Origin of the sequence: Paracoccus salipaludis, assembly GCF_002287065.1 — a bacterium.
Classification (GTDB): domain Bacteria; phylum Pseudomonadota; class Alphaproteobacteria; order Rhodobacterales; family Rhodobacteraceae; genus Paracoccus; species Paracoccus salipaludis.
Window position 1 is genome coordinate 236,824 of sequence record NZ_NSJZ01000005.1, and the last position, 13,874, is coordinate 250,697.

General features: G+C 66.4%; 24 protein-coding genes and 1 pseudogene. 1 reads left to right on the plus strand and 24 read right to left on the minus strand.

What is annotated here, in order from left to right:
• Positions 1 to 19: 19 nt before the first annotated feature.
• Positions 20 to 1,462: an aldehyde dehydrogenase family protein gene (locus CK240_RS08810; RefSeq protein ID WP_205957797.1), complete on the minus strand. Its 1,443-nt coding sequence runs from the start codon at positions 1,460 to 1,462 to the stop codon at positions 20 to 22.
• A gap of 203 nt (positions 1,463 to 1,665) precedes the next feature.
• Here CK240_RS08810 and CK240_RS08815 point away from each other — a divergent pair, with 203 nt between their 5' ends.
• Positions 1,666 to 2,325: a peroxiredoxin gene (locus CK240_RS08815; protein WP_095639969.1), complete on the plus strand. Its 660-nt coding sequence runs from the start codon at positions 1,666 to 1,668 to the stop codon at positions 2,323 to 2,325.
• Positions 2,326 to 2,369: 44 nt separating this feature from the next.
• Here the strand turns inward: CK240_RS08815 and CK240_RS08820 are convergent, their stop codons facing one another.
• From CK240_RS08820 to CK240_RS08930, 23 genes and pseudogenes are all read right to left on the minus strand, one after another.
• Positions 2,370 to 2,657 carry an I78 family peptidase inhibitor gene (locus tag CK240_RS08820; protein WP_095639970.1) on the minus strand — a complete coding sequence of 96 codons (288 nt, stop codon included), beginning with the start codon at positions 2,655 to 2,657 and terminating at the stop codon, positions 2,370 to 2,372.
• 132 nt (positions 2,658 to 2,789) lie between these two features.
• On the minus strand, positions 2,790 to 2,975 hold the full coding sequence (gene rpmD / locus CK240_RS08825; RefSeq protein ID WP_095639971.1) for a 50S ribosomal protein L30: 186 nt from the start codon (positions 2,973 to 2,975) through the stop codon (positions 2,790 to 2,792).
• An 11-nt stretch (positions 2,976 to 2,986) separates the two neighbouring features.
• Positions 2,987 to 3,592 (minus strand): 30S ribosomal protein S5, encoded by a 606-nt coding sequence (gene rpsE, locus CK240_RS08830; protein ID WP_095639972.1) that lies wholly within the window; start codon positions 3,590 to 3,592, stop codon positions 2,987 to 2,989.
• Between the two features lie 116 nt (positions 3,593 to 3,708).
• Positions 3,709 to 4,068 carry a 50S ribosomal protein L18 gene (gene rplR / locus CK240_RS08835; RefSeq protein ID WP_095639973.1) on the minus strand — a complete coding sequence of 120 codons (360 nt, stop codon included), beginning with the start codon at positions 4,066 to 4,068 and terminating at the stop codon, positions 3,709 to 3,711.
• A gap of 11 nt (positions 4,069 to 4,079) precedes the next feature.
• Positions 4,080 to 4,613, minus strand: a complete 534-nt coding sequence (gene rplF, locus CK240_RS08840) for a 50S ribosomal protein L6 (RefSeq protein WP_095639974.1) — start codon at positions 4,611 to 4,613, stop codon at positions 4,080 to 4,082.
• A 10-nt stretch (positions 4,614 to 4,623) separates the two neighbouring features.
• On the minus strand, positions 4,624 to 5,022 hold the full coding sequence (rpsH, locus tag CK240_RS08845) for a 30S ribosomal protein S8 (protein WP_095639975.1): 399 nt from the start codon (positions 5,020 to 5,022) through the stop codon (positions 4,624 to 4,626).
• A 13-nt stretch (positions 5,023 to 5,035) separates the two neighbouring features.
• Positions 5,036 to 5,341 carry a 30S ribosomal protein S14 gene (gene rpsN / locus CK240_RS08850; RefSeq protein WP_095639976.1) on the minus strand — a complete coding sequence of 102 codons (306 nt, stop codon included), beginning with the start codon at positions 5,339 to 5,341 and terminating at the stop codon, positions 5,036 to 5,038.
• A gap of 21 nt (positions 5,342 to 5,362) precedes the next feature.
• A complete protein-coding gene (gene rplE, locus CK240_RS08855; protein WP_095639977.1) occupies positions 5,363 to 5,923 on the minus strand; it encodes a 50S ribosomal protein L5 in 561 nt (186 codons plus the stop codon).
• Positions 5,923 to 6,228, minus strand: coding sequence for a 50S ribosomal protein L24 (rplX, locus tag CK240_RS08860; protein WP_095639978.1), 306 nt, complete (start codon positions 6,226 to 6,228; stop codon positions 5,923 to 5,925). Before rplX ends, rplE begins: the two co-directional genes overlap by 1 nt.
• Positions 6,228 to 6,596 (minus strand): 50S ribosomal protein L14, encoded by a 369-nt coding sequence (gene rplN / locus CK240_RS08865; protein WP_036703723.1) that lies wholly within the window; start codon positions 6,594 to 6,596, stop codon positions 6,228 to 6,230. The genes rplX and rplN overlap by 1 nt, the downstream gene beginning before the upstream one ends.
• 93 nt (positions 6,597 to 6,689) lie before the next feature.
• Entirely contained in the window at positions 6,690 to 6,947 is a 258-nt protein-coding gene (gene rpsQ / locus CK240_RS08870; RefSeq protein ID WP_095639979.1) for a 30S ribosomal protein S17, read from the minus strand.
• 11 nt (positions 6,948 to 6,958) lie between these two features.
• Complete coding sequence (gene rpmC / locus CK240_RS08875; protein WP_090757267.1) at positions 6,959 to 7,165, minus strand: 50S ribosomal protein L29; 207 nt, start codon at positions 7,163 to 7,165, stop codon at positions 6,959 to 6,961.
• 176 nt (positions 7,166 to 7,341) lie between these two features.
• A complete protein-coding gene (gene rplP, locus CK240_RS08880) occupies positions 7,342 to 7,755 on the minus strand; it encodes a 50S ribosomal protein L16 (protein WP_090757266.1) in 414 nt (137 codons plus the stop codon).
• Between the two features lie 13 nt (positions 7,756 to 7,768).
• Entirely contained in the window at positions 7,769 to 8,491 is a 723-nt protein-coding gene (rpsC, locus tag CK240_RS08885; protein WP_090757265.1) for a 30S ribosomal protein S3, read from the minus strand.
• Between the two features lie 101 nt (positions 8,492 to 8,592).
• Positions 8,593 to 8,970: pseudogene (gene rplV, locus CK240_RS08890) on the minus strand (50S ribosomal protein L22); the annotation flags it as partial.
• 5 nt (positions 8,971 to 8,975) lie between these two features.
• Entirely contained in the window at positions 8,976 to 9,254 is a 279-nt protein-coding gene (rpsS, locus tag CK240_RS08895) for a 30S ribosomal protein S19 (protein ID WP_095639981.1), read from the minus strand.
• A 3-nt stretch (positions 9,255 to 9,257) separates the two neighbouring features.
• Positions 9,258 to 10,094: a 50S ribosomal protein L2 gene (gene rplB / locus CK240_RS08900; RefSeq protein ID WP_095639982.1), complete on the minus strand. Its 837-nt coding sequence runs from the start codon at positions 10,092 to 10,094 to the stop codon at positions 9,258 to 9,260.
• A 98-nt stretch (positions 10,095 to 10,192) separates the two neighbouring features.
• A complete protein-coding gene (locus tag CK240_RS08905) occupies positions 10,193 to 10,492 on the minus strand; it encodes a 50S ribosomal protein L23 (protein WP_095639983.1) in 300 nt (99 codons plus the stop codon).
• Positions 10,492 to 11,151, minus strand: coding sequence for a 50S ribosomal protein L4 (gene rplD, locus CK240_RS08910; protein ID WP_095639984.1), 660 nt, complete (start codon positions 11,149 to 11,151; stop codon positions 10,492 to 10,494). Before rplD ends, CK240_RS08905 begins: the two co-directional genes overlap by 1 nt.
• Positions 11,148 to 12,005, minus strand: coding sequence for a 50S ribosomal protein L3 (rplC, locus tag CK240_RS08915; RefSeq protein ID WP_095639985.1), 858 nt, complete (start codon positions 12,003 to 12,005; stop codon positions 11,148 to 11,150). Before rplC ends, rplD begins: the two co-directional genes overlap by 4 nt.
• A gap of 11 nt (positions 12,006 to 12,016) precedes the next feature.
• Positions 12,017 to 12,325, minus strand: coding sequence for a 30S ribosomal protein S10 (rpsJ, locus tag CK240_RS08920; RefSeq protein WP_036717366.1), 309 nt, complete (start codon positions 12,323 to 12,325; stop codon positions 12,017 to 12,019).
• A gap of 234 nt (positions 12,326 to 12,559) precedes the next feature.
• On the minus strand, positions 12,560 to 13,456 hold the full coding sequence (gene yghX, locus CK240_RS08925) for a YghX family hydrolase (RefSeq protein ID WP_095639986.1): 897 nt from the start codon (positions 13,454 to 13,456) through the stop codon (positions 12,560 to 12,562).
• A 153-nt stretch (positions 13,457 to 13,609) separates the two neighbouring features.
• The coding region (locus CK240_RS08930) for an EF-Tu C-terminal domain-related protein (RefSeq protein WP_476704010.1) at positions 13,610 to 13,874 on the minus strand (265 nt) is incomplete at its 5' end.

The following is a 13,874-nucleotide window of genomic DNA, read 5'->3' on the forward strand; positions in this document are numbered from 1 at the left end:
CCTTTCCTTTTGTCGCGGCTCAGGCGTCCTTGTCCCAGCCCGAGATCTGCTTGGAGTCCATGAACTCCTCGAGGCCCCAGACCCCGCCCTCGCGCGCCCGGCCCGACGCCTTGACGCCGCCGAAGGCCGAGCCCCGGCCCCGGCTCACGCCGTTCATCTCGATCATCCCGGCCTTGAGCTGCCGCGCCAGGCGGTTGCGCCGCGCGCCGTCCTGCGTCTGGACGTAGTTGGTCAGGCCGTAGATCGTGTCGTTGGCAAGTTCGACGGCCTCTTCCTCGGTATCGAAGGGGGTGATCGACAGCACGGGGCCGAAGATCTCCTGCCGGAAGATGGTCATGTCGGGGGACACGTCGGCGAAGACGGTCGGGCGCACGAAATAGCCGCGGTTCACGCCCTCGGGCAGGCCGGGGCCGCCGGCGACCAGGCGCGCGCCCTCGTCGATGCCGGTCTGGATCAGGCCCTGGATCTTGTCCCACTGCTGCTTGCTGACCACGGGGCCGATGTGCTTGCCCGGCTCATGCGCGCTGCCGACGGTGGTTTCCTCGGCCACGCGCTTCGCCGTCTCGATCGCCTGCTCGTAGAAGGAACGCTCGACCAGCATCCGGGTCGGCGCGTTGCAGGACTGGCCCGAGTTGTAGAAGACGTGCCGCGTCCCGCGCGTGACCGCCTTGTCGTCGGCATCGGCGAAGACGACGTTCGCACCCTTGCCGCCCAGTTCCAGCGCCACCTTCTTCAGCGTATCGGCCGCGGCCTTGGTGATCGCGATCCCCGCCCTGGTCGAGCCGGTGAAGGACACCATGTCCACGTCGGGATGGGTCGAAAGCTGCGTGCCCACGCCCGCGCCGTCGCCGTTCACCAGGTTGAAGACGCCCGGGGGCAGTCCGGCCTCGTGCACCATCTCGGCAAAGACCATGGACGAGATCGGCGCGATCTCGGAGGGCTTCAGCACCACGCTGTTGCCCGCGAGGATCGCCGGGATCACCTTCAGCGTGACCTGGTTCATCGGCCAGTTCCATGGGGTGATCAGGGCAACCACGCCGACCGGCTCCCACGCGACCATGCTGGTGGGGGCGTGATCCCCGAGCGGACGGATGAACTCGAAGTCGCGGAAGCTGTTGATGAAGGTCTCGATGTGGAACGAGCCCGAATCCGCCTGGTCGTTCCGCGACATGTCGGTGGGCGCGCCCATCTCGCAGGTCATGGCATGGGCCACGTCGTCGTTGCGGCGCTTGTAGACGTCCAGCAGGCGCTCGGCGAAGGCCAGCCGCTCGGCGGGGGGCGTCGCGGCCCAGCCGGGCTGCGCGGCCTTGGCCGCCGCCACCGCGCGGTCGGTGTCGGCCTGGCCGCCCACCGAGATGACGGCGAAAGGCTCCTCGGTGGTGGGGTCGATCACCTCGAGGTCGCGTGCCGCGGCGGGGTCCACCCAGGCGCCGTCGATGTAGAATTTCCGCTTGTCCGCCAGTTCGGCCATGTCGCATCCCCCTTGTCGGCTTGTTGTCGGCCAGCAGCGTTGCACCGGGCCACCGCCGGCGCAAGGTCGGCGGGGCTGACGATCTGACCGAAGCCGCCGACGTTCCGCCGGAAGGCACCCCGCCGCGCCATGGCTGGCTTTTCGCGCCGCAGGGATTATCTGTCTGAAAACGTGCCGCCCTGAAGGAGCATCCCATGGCCCTGCGCATCAACGACACCGCGCCCGACTTCACCGCCCGGACCACCGAGGGCGAGATCCGCTTCCACGAGTGGATGGGGGACAGCTACGCGATCATCTTCAGCCATCCCCGCGACTTCACCCCCGTCTGCACGACCGAGTTCAGCGTCGTGGCCCAGCTGGTGCCCGAATTCGAGAAGCGCAACACCAAGGTGCTGGGCGTCTCGGTGGACAGCCTGGATGACCATGGCAAATGGAAGCGCGACATCGAGGCGGTGGCGGGCGTTCCCGCGAACTTCGCCATGGCCGACGACACCTCGCTGACCATCGCCCGGGCTTACGACATGTTCCCGGCCGACGTGTCCCTTCCCACCGAGAACCGCACCCCGGCGCATACGGCGACCGTGCGCAGCGTCTTCATCATCGGGCCGGACAAGAAGGTCCGGCTGACGATGACCTACCCGATGTCGGTGGGCCGCAATTTCGCGGAAATCCTGCGGGCGCTGGACGCGGTGCAGGCGACGGACGGCGTGCCGATCTCGACCCCCGCCAACTGGAATCCCGGCGAGGACGTGATCGTGGCCCTTTCGCTGAACGACCAGCAGGCCGAGGAACGCTTCGGCAAGGTCACAAGGACCCTGCCCTATCTGCGCTATGTCGCGCAGCCCCAGCGCTGAAAAGGAAACGCCCCGGTCCTTGCCGGGGCGTTTTCCGTTGGGGATCAGCCGCAGGTCACGCTGACCAGGCGGCCGCTGCGGTCATATTCGAAGTTCAGCCGCGTGGGGTTCAGATCCCGGGTGACCGGATCGCCCGTGCGGTAATGCCGGTATTCGGTGCCGGCCGCCACGGTGATCGCGGGGGACTGCTGACCCACGTACTGCTGATACTGGTCCGCGATGCACTGCGTTGACGCTGACGGGACGACAATCGTGGTGCTGGGCGGCGGAGCCATGACGCAACCCGCAAGGGCGGCGCTTCCAGGGATGGCGAGGGCAAGGAACAGGCGCATGGCAGACTCCTTTGTCTCGGGCTGCAACGCGGATGCCCGGCCACCCGGTTCCGGTCTTGCGGCCCCGGGCGCGCAGACGTGATGCAGCCGCCCGGCCAATGAAAAAGGCCGGGGCGAACCCCGGCCTTTTCCTCAGTTCTTTTCCTCGACGATCCGCACCAGGTGCGGGATCGAGCTCACCATGCCGCGGATCGCAGGGGTGTCCTGCAGCTCGCGGGTGCGGTGCATCTTGTTCAGCCCCAGGCCCTTCAGCGTCGCGCGCTGTTCCTTGGGGCGGCGGATCGGAGAGCCGATCTGCTTGACGACGATGGTTGCCATGTCGCGTCTCCTCAGGCTTCGGCCAGAGCGGCCGAGTCGACCTCGGCGCCACCGGCGTTGGCGGGTTTGGCGTCCTGCGACGGCAGGATCTCGGCCACCTTCTTGCCACGGCGGTTCGCCACCGAGCGGGGCGAAGCCTCGGCCTTCAGGCCGTCGATGGTCGCGCGGATCATGTTGTAGGGGTTCTGCGACCCCAGCGACTTGGCCACGACGTCCTGCACGCCCAGCATCTCGAAGACGGCGCGCATAGGGCCGCCGGCGATGATGCCGGTCCCCGGGACGGCCGTCCGCATTACGACGCGGCCCGCACCGTGGCGGCCCTCGATGTCGTGGTGCAGGGTGCGACCGTCGCGCAGCGGCACGCGGACCAGGCTGCGCTTGGCCTGCTCGGTCGCCTTGCGGATGGCTTCCGGCACTTCCTTGGCCTTGCCCTTGCCGAAGCCGACGCGGCCCCGCTGGTCGCCGACGACGACCAGAGCGGCGAAGCCGAAGCGCTTGCCGCCCTTGACGGTCTTCGACACGCGGTTGATCGCGACCAGACGGTCGGCGAATTCCGGGGTTTCCTCGCGCTCGCGACGATCGTCGCGGCGGTCCCGGCGCTGTTCACGTTCTGCCATCAGGCATCCCTTTTGCAATGGCGCAGGCTCAGGCGCCGATTGAGTCCGATCCAGGTGGGCGGCCATGAGACCGCCCCCGGATCATCGGGGTGGCGCTTGCCGCCACCCGCAGTCGCTTAGAACTTCAGGCCGCCTTCGCGGGCCGCGTCGGCAAGCGCCTTGATCTTGCCGTGGAACAGGAAGCCGCCGCGGTCGAACACGACCTCTTCGACACCCTTGGCCTTCGCGCGTTCCGCGATCGCCGCGCCGATCTTGGCGGCGGCCTCGACGTTGTTCTTGCCGACAACGCCCAGATCCTTTTCCAGGGTCGAGGCGGAAGCCAGCGTCACGCCCTGCGCGTCGTCGATCAGCTGGACGCTGATGTTCTTCGACGAGCGGTGGACGGACAGGCGCGGACGGCCGTTGGCCATCTCGCGCAGTTTGTTCCGGACGCGCAGGCGGCGCTTCTGGAACAGCTCTCGTTTGTTCAGTGCCATGTCCGCGATCCTTACTTCTTCTTGCCTTCCTTGCGGAAGACGACCTCACCCTTGTAGCGGATGCCCTTGCCCTTGTAGGGCTCGGGTTTCTTCCACTCGCGGATGTTGGCGGCGACCTGGCCGACGGCCTGCTGGTCGATGCCCTCGACCACGATTTCCGTCTGCTTGGGCGCGTTCACGGTCACGCCTTCCGGAGCCTCGAAGTTGACGTCGTGGCTGTAGCCCAGAGCCAGCTTCAGGGTCTTGCCCTGCATCGTGGCCCGGTAGCCGACGCCCTGGATCTCAAGCTCGCGCTTGAAGCCCGTGGTGACGCCGGTGACGAGGTTCGCCACCATCGACCGCGACATGCCCCACTGCTGGCGCGCGCGCTTGGACAGGCCCCGCGGGGTCACCGTCACCTTGCCGTCTTCGACCTTCAGCGTCACGTCGTCGGTCGCGGTGAAGGAACGGGTCCCTTTCGGGCCCTTCACCTCGATCGTCTGGCCGCTGACATTCGCCGTCACGCCCGAGGGCAGTTCGACCGGCTTCTTACCAATCCGAGACATCCCGCCCTCCTTAGAACACGGTGCAGAGGACTTCGCCGCCGACGTTGGCGTTGCGAGCCGCTGCATCCGTCATGACGCCCTTGGGCGTCGACACGATCGAGACGCCGAGGCCGTTGCGGACCTGCGGCAGCGCCTTGGCGCCGGCGTAGACGCGGCGGCCGGGCTTGGACACGCGAGCGAGCTCGCGGATCACGGGGGCGCCCTCGAAGTACTTGAGGCTGATTTCAAGCTCGGCGTGACCGGCTTCGGTCGTCACCTGCTCGTAGCCGCGGATGTAGCCCTCGGCCTTCAGCACGTCCAGGACCCAGGCGCGCAGCTTGCTGGCCGGGGTACGGACGGTGGATTTTCCGCGCATCTGAGCGTTGCGGATGCGGGTCAGCATATCGCCGAGCGGATCGTTCATCGACATCTTCCCTGCTCCCTTACCAGCTCGACTTCACCAGACCGGGGATCTGGCCGAACGAGCCCAGCTCGCGCAGCATGATCCGCGACAGCTTCAGCTTGCGGTAGTAGGCCCGCGGACGGCCGGTCAGCTCGCAGCGGTTCTTCAGCCGGGTGGCCGACGAGTTGCGCGGCAGCTCGGCCAGCTTCAGCGTGGCCTTGAAGCGCTCTTCCATCGGCTTCGACTGGTCATTGATGGTCTCGTTCAGAGCAGCGCGCTTGGAGGCGTACTTGGCCACCATCCGCTCGCGCTTCTTCTGACGTTCGATCATGGATTTCTTTGCCATATCGTTCTTCCTTCGCGCGGATCAGCTGTTGAACGGCATGTTGAAGTGCTTCAACAGCGCCTTCGCCTCGGCATCGGTGCGCGCGGTGGTGGTGATGATGATGTCCATCCCCAGCACTTCGTCGACCTTGTCGAAGTTGATCTCGGGGAACACGATGTGCTCCTTGAGACCCATGGCGTAGTTGCCGCGGCCGTCGAACGACGTGCCCTTGACGCCGCGGAAGTCGCGGACGCGGGGCAGCGCGATGTTGATCAGGCGGTCCAGGAATTCATACATGCGGTCGCCGCGCAGGGTGACCTTGCAGCCCAGGGGCATTTCCTCACGCACGCGGAAGCCGGCGATCGACTTCTTCGCATGGGTGATGACGGCCTTCTGGCCGGCGATCTGGGACAGTTCCTCGGCGGCCTGCTTGACCTTCTTGGTGTCCTTGACCGCCTCGCCCACGCCCATGTTCAGGACGATCTTGTCCAGGCGGGGGATCTGCATGTCGTTCTTGTAGCCGAACTCTTCCTTGAGCGCGGCGCGGACGCGGCTGGCATATTCCGCCTTGAGCCGCGGGGTGTAGGTCGATTGATCCAGCATCAGATCACGTCTCCCGTGGTCTTGGCGAAACGGACCTTCTTGTCGCCTTCCATGCGGAAGCCGACGCGGGTCGGTTTGCCGTTGGCGTCCATCAGCGCGAGGTTCGACAGGTCGATCGGCATGTTCTTGGGAACGCGGCCGCCTTGGCTGGTCTGCGACTGGCGGGTGTGACGCAGGGCGATGTTCACGCCGTCCACGACCGCCTTGTTGTCCTTGGGAAGAACCTGCGTGATCTCGCCGGTCTTGCCCTTGTCCTTGCCGGTCAGGACGACGACGCGGTCACCCTTCTTGAGCTTGGCGGCCATTACAGCACCTCCGGCGCAAGCGAGATGATCTTCATGAAGTTCTTGGCGCGCAGTTCGCGCACGACCGGCCCGAAGATACGGGTGCCGACCGGCTCGCCCTGGTTGTTCAGGATGACGGCGGCGTTCTGGTCGAAACGGATGGACGTCCCGTCCTCGCGCTTCACTTCCTTGGCGGTGCGCACGACAACGGCCTTGCGGACGTCGCCCTTCTTCACGCGGCCGCGCGGAATGGCTTCCTTGACGGAGACGACGATGATGTCGCCGACCGACGCATAGCGCCGGTGCGATCCGCCCAGAACCTTGATGCACTGCACCCGGCGCGCGCCGGAGTTGTCAGCGACATCCAGATTGGTCTGCATCTGGATCATGGTTTGCTCCCGACCTTTGGGGACCGGTTGCAGTCCCGGCCCCAGGGTTTCGCTAAATCACAAGCGGGCCGCATGGCCCGCCGCGGGTTCGGTTCAGGCCTCGGCGGCCTGGGTCACGGCGTCGTCCGTCAGGACGGTCCAGCGCTTGGTCTTGGACATGGGCGCGGATTCGATGATGCGGACCGAGTCGCCGACCTTGAACTGGTTCAGCGCGTCATGCGCGCGGTACTTCTTGGACGAGCGCACGATCTTGTGCAGCACGGGGTGCTTGAAGCGGCGCTCGACCAGGACGGTGATCGTCTGCTCGTTCTTGTCGCTGGTGACGCGGCCTTGCAGGATGCGTTTGGGCATGAAACCGCTCCTCAGTTCGACGCGGCCGCCTGGGCGGCCTTCTGGTTCATGACGGTCAGCACGCGGGCGACGTCCTTGCGGACCGAACGCATCCGGGCGGTCGATTCGATCTGGCCGGTGGCCTGCTGGAAGCGGAGGTTGAAGGCCTCCTTCTTCAGCGCGACCAGCTGCTCGCGCAGCTGCTCGGGGGTCTTGTCTCTCAGTTCCTGCGCTTTCATGGCGCCCTTCCTTTCAACATCACCGGAGGGCCCCAGCCATGCTGGGCCACCCTGATTCCCGGTGGAGTTCGAGATGAAGGCCTGCGCATACGCGGATTCGCCGCGTGAAGCAAGGAAAAACGAAGAAAGCCCCGCCATTGCGGCGGGGCTTCCGAAGGCGGGGTTTCCCCTGCCGATTACCAGTCTTCGCGGTGCACGATGCGGGTCAGGACCGGCAGCTTCTGCGCGCCCAGGCGCAGCGCCTCGCGGGCGATCTCGTCATCGACGCCGTCGATCTCGAACATGATCCGGCCGGGGTGGACGCGGGCGGCCCAGAAATCGACCGAGCCCTTGCCCTTACCCATACGCACTTCGGTCGGCTTCGACGACACCGGCACGTCCGGGAAGATGCGGATCCAGACGCGGCCCTGACGCTTCATGTGACGGGTGATCGCGCGGCGGGCCGCCTCGATCTGGCGCGCGGTGACGCGCTCGGGTTCCGTCGCCTTCAGCGCGTAGGAGCCGAAGTTCAGGTTGAACCCGCCCTTGGCCTCGCCGTGGATGCGGCCCTTGTGCTGTTTGCGGAACTTCGTCCGTTTCGGTTGCAGCATTGTTCCCTACTCCTCAGCGCGCGTCGCGGTCGCGATCGCGGCGCGGACCGCGCGGACCCGGACCTTCCTGCGCCTCGGTGGCGCGGCGGTCGTGGGCCTGCGGATCATGCTCCATGATCTCGCCCTTGAAGATCCAGACCTTGACCCCGATGATCCCGTAGGGGGTCGAGGCTTCGGACAGCGCATAGTCGATGTCGGCGCGCAGCGTGTGCAGCGGCACGCGGCCTTCGCGATACCACTCGGTCCGCGCGATCTCGGCGCCGCCCAGGCGGCCCGCGACGTTGACGCGGATGCCCAGGGCACCCATGCGCATGGCGTTCTGCACCGCGCGCTTCATGGCGCGGCGGAACGACACCCGGCGCTCGAGCTGCTGGGCGATCGACTCGGCCACCAGCTGGGCGTCCAGCTCGGGCTTGCGGACCTCGACGATGTTGAGGTGCAGTTCCGAGTCGGTGAAGTTCGCCAGCTTCTTGCGCAGCGTCTCGATGTCGGCGCCCTTGCGGCCGATGATGACGCCCGGGCGGGCGGCATGGATCGTCACGCGGCACTTCTTGTGGGGACGCTCGATGATGACGCGGCTGACGCCGGCCTGCTTGGCTTCCTCGTGGATGAACTCGCGGATCTTGACATCCTCGAGCAGCAGGTTGCCGTAGTCCTTGCTGTCGGCGAACCAGCGGCTGTCCCAGGTGCGGTTGACCTGCAGGCGCATCCCGATGGGGTTGACCTTCTGACCCATTACGCGAGCTCCTCGGCAGCGGCTTCAGGGGTGGTGGTGGCTTCGGCCTGGCGGTTCGAGGCCGTGCGCTTCTGCGACTTGGCGGCCTTCTTGGCAGCCTCGGCGGCGGCGTCGATCTCGCGCACCGTGATGGTGATCTCCGAGAACGGCTTCATGATCTTGCCGAACCGGCCACGGGCGCGCGGACGGCCGCGCTTCATCACCATGTTCTTGCCGACCCAGGCCTCGGCGACGACCAGCTGGTCGACGTCCAGGTTGTGGTTGTTCTCGGCGTTGGCGATGGCCGACTGCAGGCACTTCTTCACGTCGCCCGCGATGCGGCGCTTCGAGAAGGTGAGATCGGCCAGCGCCTTTTCCACCTTCTTGCCCCGGATCATGGCGGCGACGAGGTTCAGCTTCTGCGGCGAGGTGCGAAGCATCTTGGTCTTCGCCATCGCCTCGTTGTCCGCCACGCGGCGCGGATTCTGTTCCTTACCCATGACGGTTACTTCCTTTTCGCTTTCTTGTCGGCCGCGTGACCATAGTAGGTCCGGGTCGGCGAATATTCACCGAACTTCTGGCCGATCATCTCCTCGGTGACGTTCACGGGGATGTGCTTCTGCCCGTTGTAGACGCCGAAGGTCAGACCGACGAACTGCGGCAGGATGGTCGAACGGCGCGACCAGATCTTGATGACGTCCGACTTGCCGGATTCGCGGGCCTTCTCGGCCTTGCGAAGAACATAGGCATCGACGAACGGGCCTTTCCAAACAGAACGTGCCATGGATCAGCGACCCTTCTTCGCGTGACGCGACCGCAGGATGTACTTGTCGGTCGACTTGTTGGAACGAGTGCGCTTGCCCTTGGTGGGCTTGCCCCACGGGGTCACCGGGTGGCGGCCACCCGAGGTCCGGCCCTCACCACCACCATGCGGGTGGTCGATGGGGTTCATGGCGACGCCGCGGACGGTCGGGCGGATGCCCATGTGCCGCTTGCGGCCGGCCTTGCCGAGGTTCTGGTTCGAGTGGTCGGGGTTCGACACGGCGCCGATGGTCGCCATGCATTCCTGACGCACCAGACGCAGTTCGCCCGAGGACAGGCGGATCTGCGCATAGCCGCCGTCGCGGCCCACGAACTGCGCGTAGGTGCCGGCCGAACGGGCCAGCTGGCCGCCCTTGCCGGGCTTCAGCTCGACGTTGTGGACGATCGTGCCGATCGGCATGCCCGAGAAGGGCATCGCGTTGCCGGGCTTGATGTCGGCCTTGCGCGACGCGACGACCTTGTCGCCGACCGCCAGGCGCTGCGGGGCGAGGATATAGGCCTGCTCGCTGTCTTCATAGCGGATCAGCGCGATGAAGGCGGTGCGGTTGGGGTCGTATTCGATGCGCTCGACCGTGGCGGGCACGTCGAACTTGGTGCGGCGGAAATCGACCACACGGTACAACCGCTTGGCGCCACCACCCTTGTGCCACATCGTGACGCGTCCGGTGTTGTTCCGGCCGCCCGTCTTGGTCAGACCTTCGGTGAGGGTCTTGACGGGGCGTCCTTTCCAAAGCTCCGAACGGTCGATCAGTACCAGCCCGCGCTGGCCAGGCGTCGTCGGTTTGTACGACTTAAGTGCCATGGTTTCTGTCTTCCGTTTGCCTTGGACCAAAGGTCCGTTTCATTCGAAAAGCACCGCGGCCCCCGAGAATCCCGGGGGCCGCAGATTCGTTACCCTTATCAGAGGCCGGTGTTCACGTCGATGCTGTTGCCAGCCTCGAGCATGACATAGGCCTTCTTGACGTCCGAGCGGACGCCGGGGCGGCCGCGGAAGCGCTTGGTCTTGCCCTTGGTCAGGACGGTGTTGACCGCCTTGACCTTGACGTTGAACAGCGCCTCGACGGCGTCCTTGATCTGCGGCTTGCTGGCCGACTTGGCCACCTCGAAGGTGACGGCGTTGGCAAGCTCGCCCGCCAGCGTCGCCTTTTCGGTGATGATCGGCTTGACGATGACGTCGTAGTGTTCGGGTTTCGCAGCCATCACACGGTCGCTCCTTGATCGGCAGCGGCGGTCTGCGCGCCGTTCAGCCGGGCCTGCAGCGCCTCGACGCCCGCGCGCGTGATCACCAGGGTGTCGCGCTTGAGGATGTCGTAGACGTTGGCGCCCATCGAGGGCAGGACATCCACGCCTTCCAGGTTGCGGGCGGCGCGGGCGAAGTTCTCGTTCACCTGGGCACCGTCGATGACCAGGACGCGCTTCCAGCCCTGCTCCTTGACGGCCTTGGCCAGGACCGAAGTCTTGGCGTCGGTCATGTCCAGGTTCTCGAGCACGACCAGCTTCCCGCGCGAGGCTTTCGCCGACAGCGCGTGGCGCAGGCCAAGGGCGCGCACCTTCTTGGGCAGGTCAAAGGCGTGGCTGCGCGGGGTCGGACCCTTGTAGACGCCACCCTTGCGGAAGATTGGCGCCTTGCGCGAGCCGTGGCGAGCGCCGCCCGTGCCCTTCTGGCGATAGATCTTCTTGGTCGAGTAGCTGACGTCCGACTTGCCGAGCGTGGCGTGGGTGCCCGCCTGCGCCTTCGCCCGCTGCCAGCGGACGACGCGGTGCAGGATGTCCGCGCGCGGCTCCAGCCCGAAGATGTCGTCGGGCAGCTCGATGTCCCCGGCCTTGCCCGAGGAAAGCGAAATCACGTCGAGTTTCATTTGCTCTCGTCTCCTTCGGGGGCAGCGGCGTCGCCTCCGGCCGCGATGGAGGCCTGAGCTTCGGCCAGAGCGGCCTCCTGGGCGGCGGCTTCGGCTTCGGCGGCGGCGAGACGCGCGGCTTCTTCCTCGGCGGCAGCCTGGGCGGCGGCTTCCTCGGCCAGACGCTTGGCTTCACGCTCGGCCGACCGCAGCGCGGCCGGGTAGATCGTGTTCTCGGCCGTCGGCTTCTTCACGGCGTCCTTGATCGTGACCCAGCCGCCCTTGGAACCGGGGACCGAGCCCTTGACCATGATCAGGCCGCGGTCGGCGTCGGTGCGCACGACCTGCAGGTTCTGGGTGGTGACGCGCACGGCACCGAGGTGGCCGGCCATCTTCTTGCCCTTGAACACCTTGCCGGGGTCCTGGCACTGGCCGGTCGAGCCGTGCGAGCGGTGGCTGATCGACACGCCGTGCGAGGCGCGCAGACCGCCGAAGTTGTGCCGCTTCATGGCACCAGCGAAGCCCTTACCGATCGAGGTGCCGGCGATGTCCACGAACTGACCCGCGAAGTAGTGGGCGGCGATGATCTCCTCGCCCACGGGGATCAGGTTGTCCTCGGACACCCGGAATTCGACGATCTTGCGCTTGGGCGCGACATTGGCCTTGGCGAAGTGGCCGCGCATGGGGGCGGTCACGTTCTTCGGCTTCGCGTCGCCCGCGCCCAGCTGGAGCGCGGTGTAGCCGTCCTGACCGGCGGTGCGCTGCGCGACCACCTGCAGGTTGTCCAGCTGCAGCACGGTGACGGGAACCTGACGGCCGTCTTCCAGGAACAGCCGGGTCATGCCCAGTTTCTTGGCGATAACACCAGTCCGCATGTTGATCCCCCTCAGACCTTGATCTCGACGTCCACGCCGGCGGCGAGGTCGAGCTTCATCAGGGCGTCAACGGTCTGGGGCGTCGGGTCGACGATGTCCAGCAGCCGCTTGTGCGTGCGGATTTCCCACTGGTCGCGCGACTTCTTGTCGATGTGCGGACCGCGCAGGACGGTGAATTTCTCGATCTTGTTCGGCAGCGGGATCGGGCCGCGCACCTGCGCGCCGGTCCGCTTGGCGGTGTTCACGATCTCGGCGGTGCTGGCGTCCAGCACGCGATAATCGAACGCCTTGAGCCGGATACGGATGGTCTGGCTTTGCATCAAAGCATCCCTCAATCGGGGATTTCAGTCGAGAGGCTGACGTCGCACCACGCGGCGCCAGCATCGGACCTTGGAAAACTGGAAGGCCGCCCCCGTTATGGGCGGCCTTGTCAGGCGCAACCGATTCGCCCGCAGTGCTGCGGAACCGGCGACGATGGCGCTCAATGCACGATTACGCCCCGCGCGTCAAGCGCCTGCCGGGCCCCTGGCGTCCGTGCGCCTGCATCCCCCGCGTCAGCGCAGCTTTTCTGCAAAGAAGGCCATCGTGCGCTCCCAGGCCAGCGCCGCCGCCTCGGGATCGTACCGCGGAGTCGTGTCGTTGTGGAAGCCGTGGTTCACGCCTTCGTAGAAGAAGGCCTGGTAGTCCTTGCCGTTGGCCTTCAGCGCCGCCTCGTAGGCGGGCCAGCCCTCGTTGATGCGCGTGTCCATCCCTGCGTAATGCAGCATCAGGGGGGCGCGGATCGCGGGTACGTCCTCGGCTTTCGGCTGGCGGCCGTAGAAGGGAACCGAGGCGCGCAGGTCGGGATAGGCCACGGCCAGAGCGTTGCAGACGCCTCCGCCATAGCAGAAGCCCACGCAACCCACCGCGCCGGTGCTGTCGGGATGGTCGCGCAGGAACTCGTAGGCGGCGAAGAAATCCTCCATCAGCTTTTCGGGGGGCAGGCTCGCCTGCATCTCTCGCCCCTGCTCGTCGCTGCCGGGATAGCCCCCGAGGCTGGTCAGCCCGTCCGGCCCGAAGGCAAGATAGCCCGCCTTGCCCACACGGCGGACGACATCCTCGATATAGGGGTTGAGGCCGCGGTTCTCGTGGATGACCAGAACAGCGGGCAGCTTGCCGGCGGCCTCGGCCGGACGCACCATCAGCCCTTCGATGCGGCCGGTGCCTTCGGGGCTGTCATAGGCGGCACGCTCGGCCCGGATCGCGGGATCCTCGGGGGCGACCTGCTGGGCCAGGGCATAGTTCGGCTGCAGGGCCTCGAGGATCGCGGTCGCCGTCACGCCGGCGGCGGCATATTGTCCGGCCTGCTTCAGGAAGTCCCGCTTGGTGATCTTGCCATGCACATAGCCGTCGAAGATCTCCAGGATGCGCGGATCGAAGTCGGATGCGCGCTTGCGTCCGTCGTGAGTCATGTCGGCTTTCCCCTTCCCTGACCACCTGACAATGCCGGCGTTCGGATGCGGCATCGGTCCAGAGAGAGGATGGCACGCTTTCATGCAAAAAGCCCGCCCCTTTGGGGGGCGGGCGTGTCGCGATATCGGGTGGGAGCTTTCGCTCCCGTCCGATCACTCGATGATCTTGGAGACGACGCCGGCGCCGACGGTGCGGCCGCCTTCGCGGATGGCGAAGCGCAGCTTTTCTTCCATCGCGATTGGCGCGATCAGCTCGACCTCGAACTTCAGGTTGTCGCCCGGCATCACCATCTCGGTGCCCTCGGGCAGCTTGACGGTCCCGGTCACGTCCGTGGTGCGGAAGTAGAACTGCGGGCGGTAGTTCGCGAAGAACGGCGTGTGGCGGCCGCCTTCCTCCTTGGTCAGGATGTAGGCCTCG

What these genes read in the sequence shown, in the direction of transcription:
- CK240_RS08815 (WP_095639969.1), top strand. Translation starts at nt 1,666, where the DNA reads ATGGCCCTGCGCATCAACGACACCGCGCCCGACTTCACCGCCCGGACC.
- CK240_RS08820 (WP_095639970.1), bottom strand. Translation starts at nt 2,657, where the DNA reads ATGCGCCTGTTCCTTGCCCTCGCCATCCCTGGAAGCGCCGCCCTTGCG.
- rpmD (WP_095639971.1), bottom strand. Translation starts at nt 2,975, where the DNA reads ATGGCAACCATCGTCGTCAAGCAGATCGGCTCTCCGATCCGCCGCCCC.
- rpsE (WP_095639972.1), bottom strand. Translation starts at nt 3,592, where the DNA reads ATGGCAGAACGTGAACAGCGCCGGGACCGCCGCGACGATCGTCGCGAG.
- rplR (WP_095639973.1), bottom strand. Translation starts at nt 4,068, where the DNA reads ATGGCACTGAACAAACGAGAGCTGTTCCAGAAGCGCCGCCTGCGCGTC.
- rplF (WP_095639974.1), bottom strand. Translation starts at nt 4,613, where the DNA reads ATGTCTCGGATTGGTAAGAAGCCGGTCGAACTGCCCTCGGGCGTGACG.
- rpsH (WP_095639975.1), bottom strand. Translation starts at nt 5,022, where the DNA reads ATGTCGATGAACGATCCGCTCGGCGATATGCTGACCCGCATCCGCAAC.
- rpsN (WP_095639976.1), bottom strand. Translation starts at nt 5,341, where the DNA reads ATGGCAAAGAAATCCATGATCGAACGTCAGAAGAAGCGCGAGCGGATG.
- rplE (WP_095639977.1), bottom strand. Translation starts at nt 5,923, where the DNA reads ATGCTGGATCAATCGACCTACACCCCGCGGCTCAAGGCGGAATATGCC.
- rplX (WP_095639978.1), bottom strand. Translation starts at nt 6,228, where the DNA reads ATGGCCGCCAAGCTCAAGAAGGGTGACCGCGTCGTCGTCCTGACCGGC.
- rplN (WP_036703723.1), bottom strand. Translation starts at nt 6,596, where the DNA reads ATGATCCAGATGCAGACCAATCTGGATGTCGCTGACAACTCCGGCGCG.
- rpsQ (WP_095639979.1), bottom strand. Translation starts at nt 6,947, where the DNA reads ATGCCCAAACGCATCCTGCAAGGCCGCGTCACCAGCGACAAGAACGAG.
- rpmC (WP_090757267.1), bottom strand. Translation starts at nt 7,165, where the DNA reads ATGAAAGCGCAGGAACTGAGAGACAAGACCCCCGAGCAGCTGCGCGAG.
- rplP (WP_090757266.1), bottom strand. Translation starts at nt 7,755, where the DNA reads ATGCTGCAACCGAAACGGACGAAGTTCCGCAAACAGCACAAGGGCCGC.
- rpsC (WP_090757265.1), bottom strand. Translation starts at nt 8,491, where the DNA reads ATGGGTCAGAAGGTCAACCCCATCGGGATGCGCCTGCAGGTCAACCGC.
- rpsS (WP_095639981.1), bottom strand. Translation starts at nt 9,254, where the DNA reads ATGGCACGTTCTGTTTGGAAAGGCCCGTTCGTCGATGCCTATGTTCTT.
- rplB (WP_095639982.1), bottom strand. Translation starts at nt 10,094, where the DNA reads ATGGCACTTAAGTCGTACAAACCGACGACGCCTGGCCAGCGCGGGCTG.
- CK240_RS08905 (WP_095639983.1), bottom strand. Translation starts at nt 10,492, where the DNA reads ATGGCTGCGAAACCCGAACACTACGACGTCATCGTCAAGCCGATCATC.
- rplD (WP_095639984.1), bottom strand. Translation starts at nt 11,151, where the DNA reads ATGAAACTCGACGTGATTTCGCTTTCCTCGGGCAAGGCCGGGGACATC.
- rplC (WP_095639985.1), bottom strand. Translation starts at nt 12,005, where the DNA reads ATGCGGACTGGTGTTATCGCCAAGAAACTGGGCATGACCCGGCTGTTC.
- rpsJ (WP_036717366.1), bottom strand. Translation starts at nt 12,325, where the DNA reads ATGCAAAGCCAGACCATCCGTATCCGGCTCAAGGCGTTCGATTATCGC.
- yghX (WP_095639986.1), bottom strand. Translation starts at nt 13,456, where the DNA reads ATGACTCACGACGGACGCAAGCGCGCATCCGACTTCGATCCGCGCATC.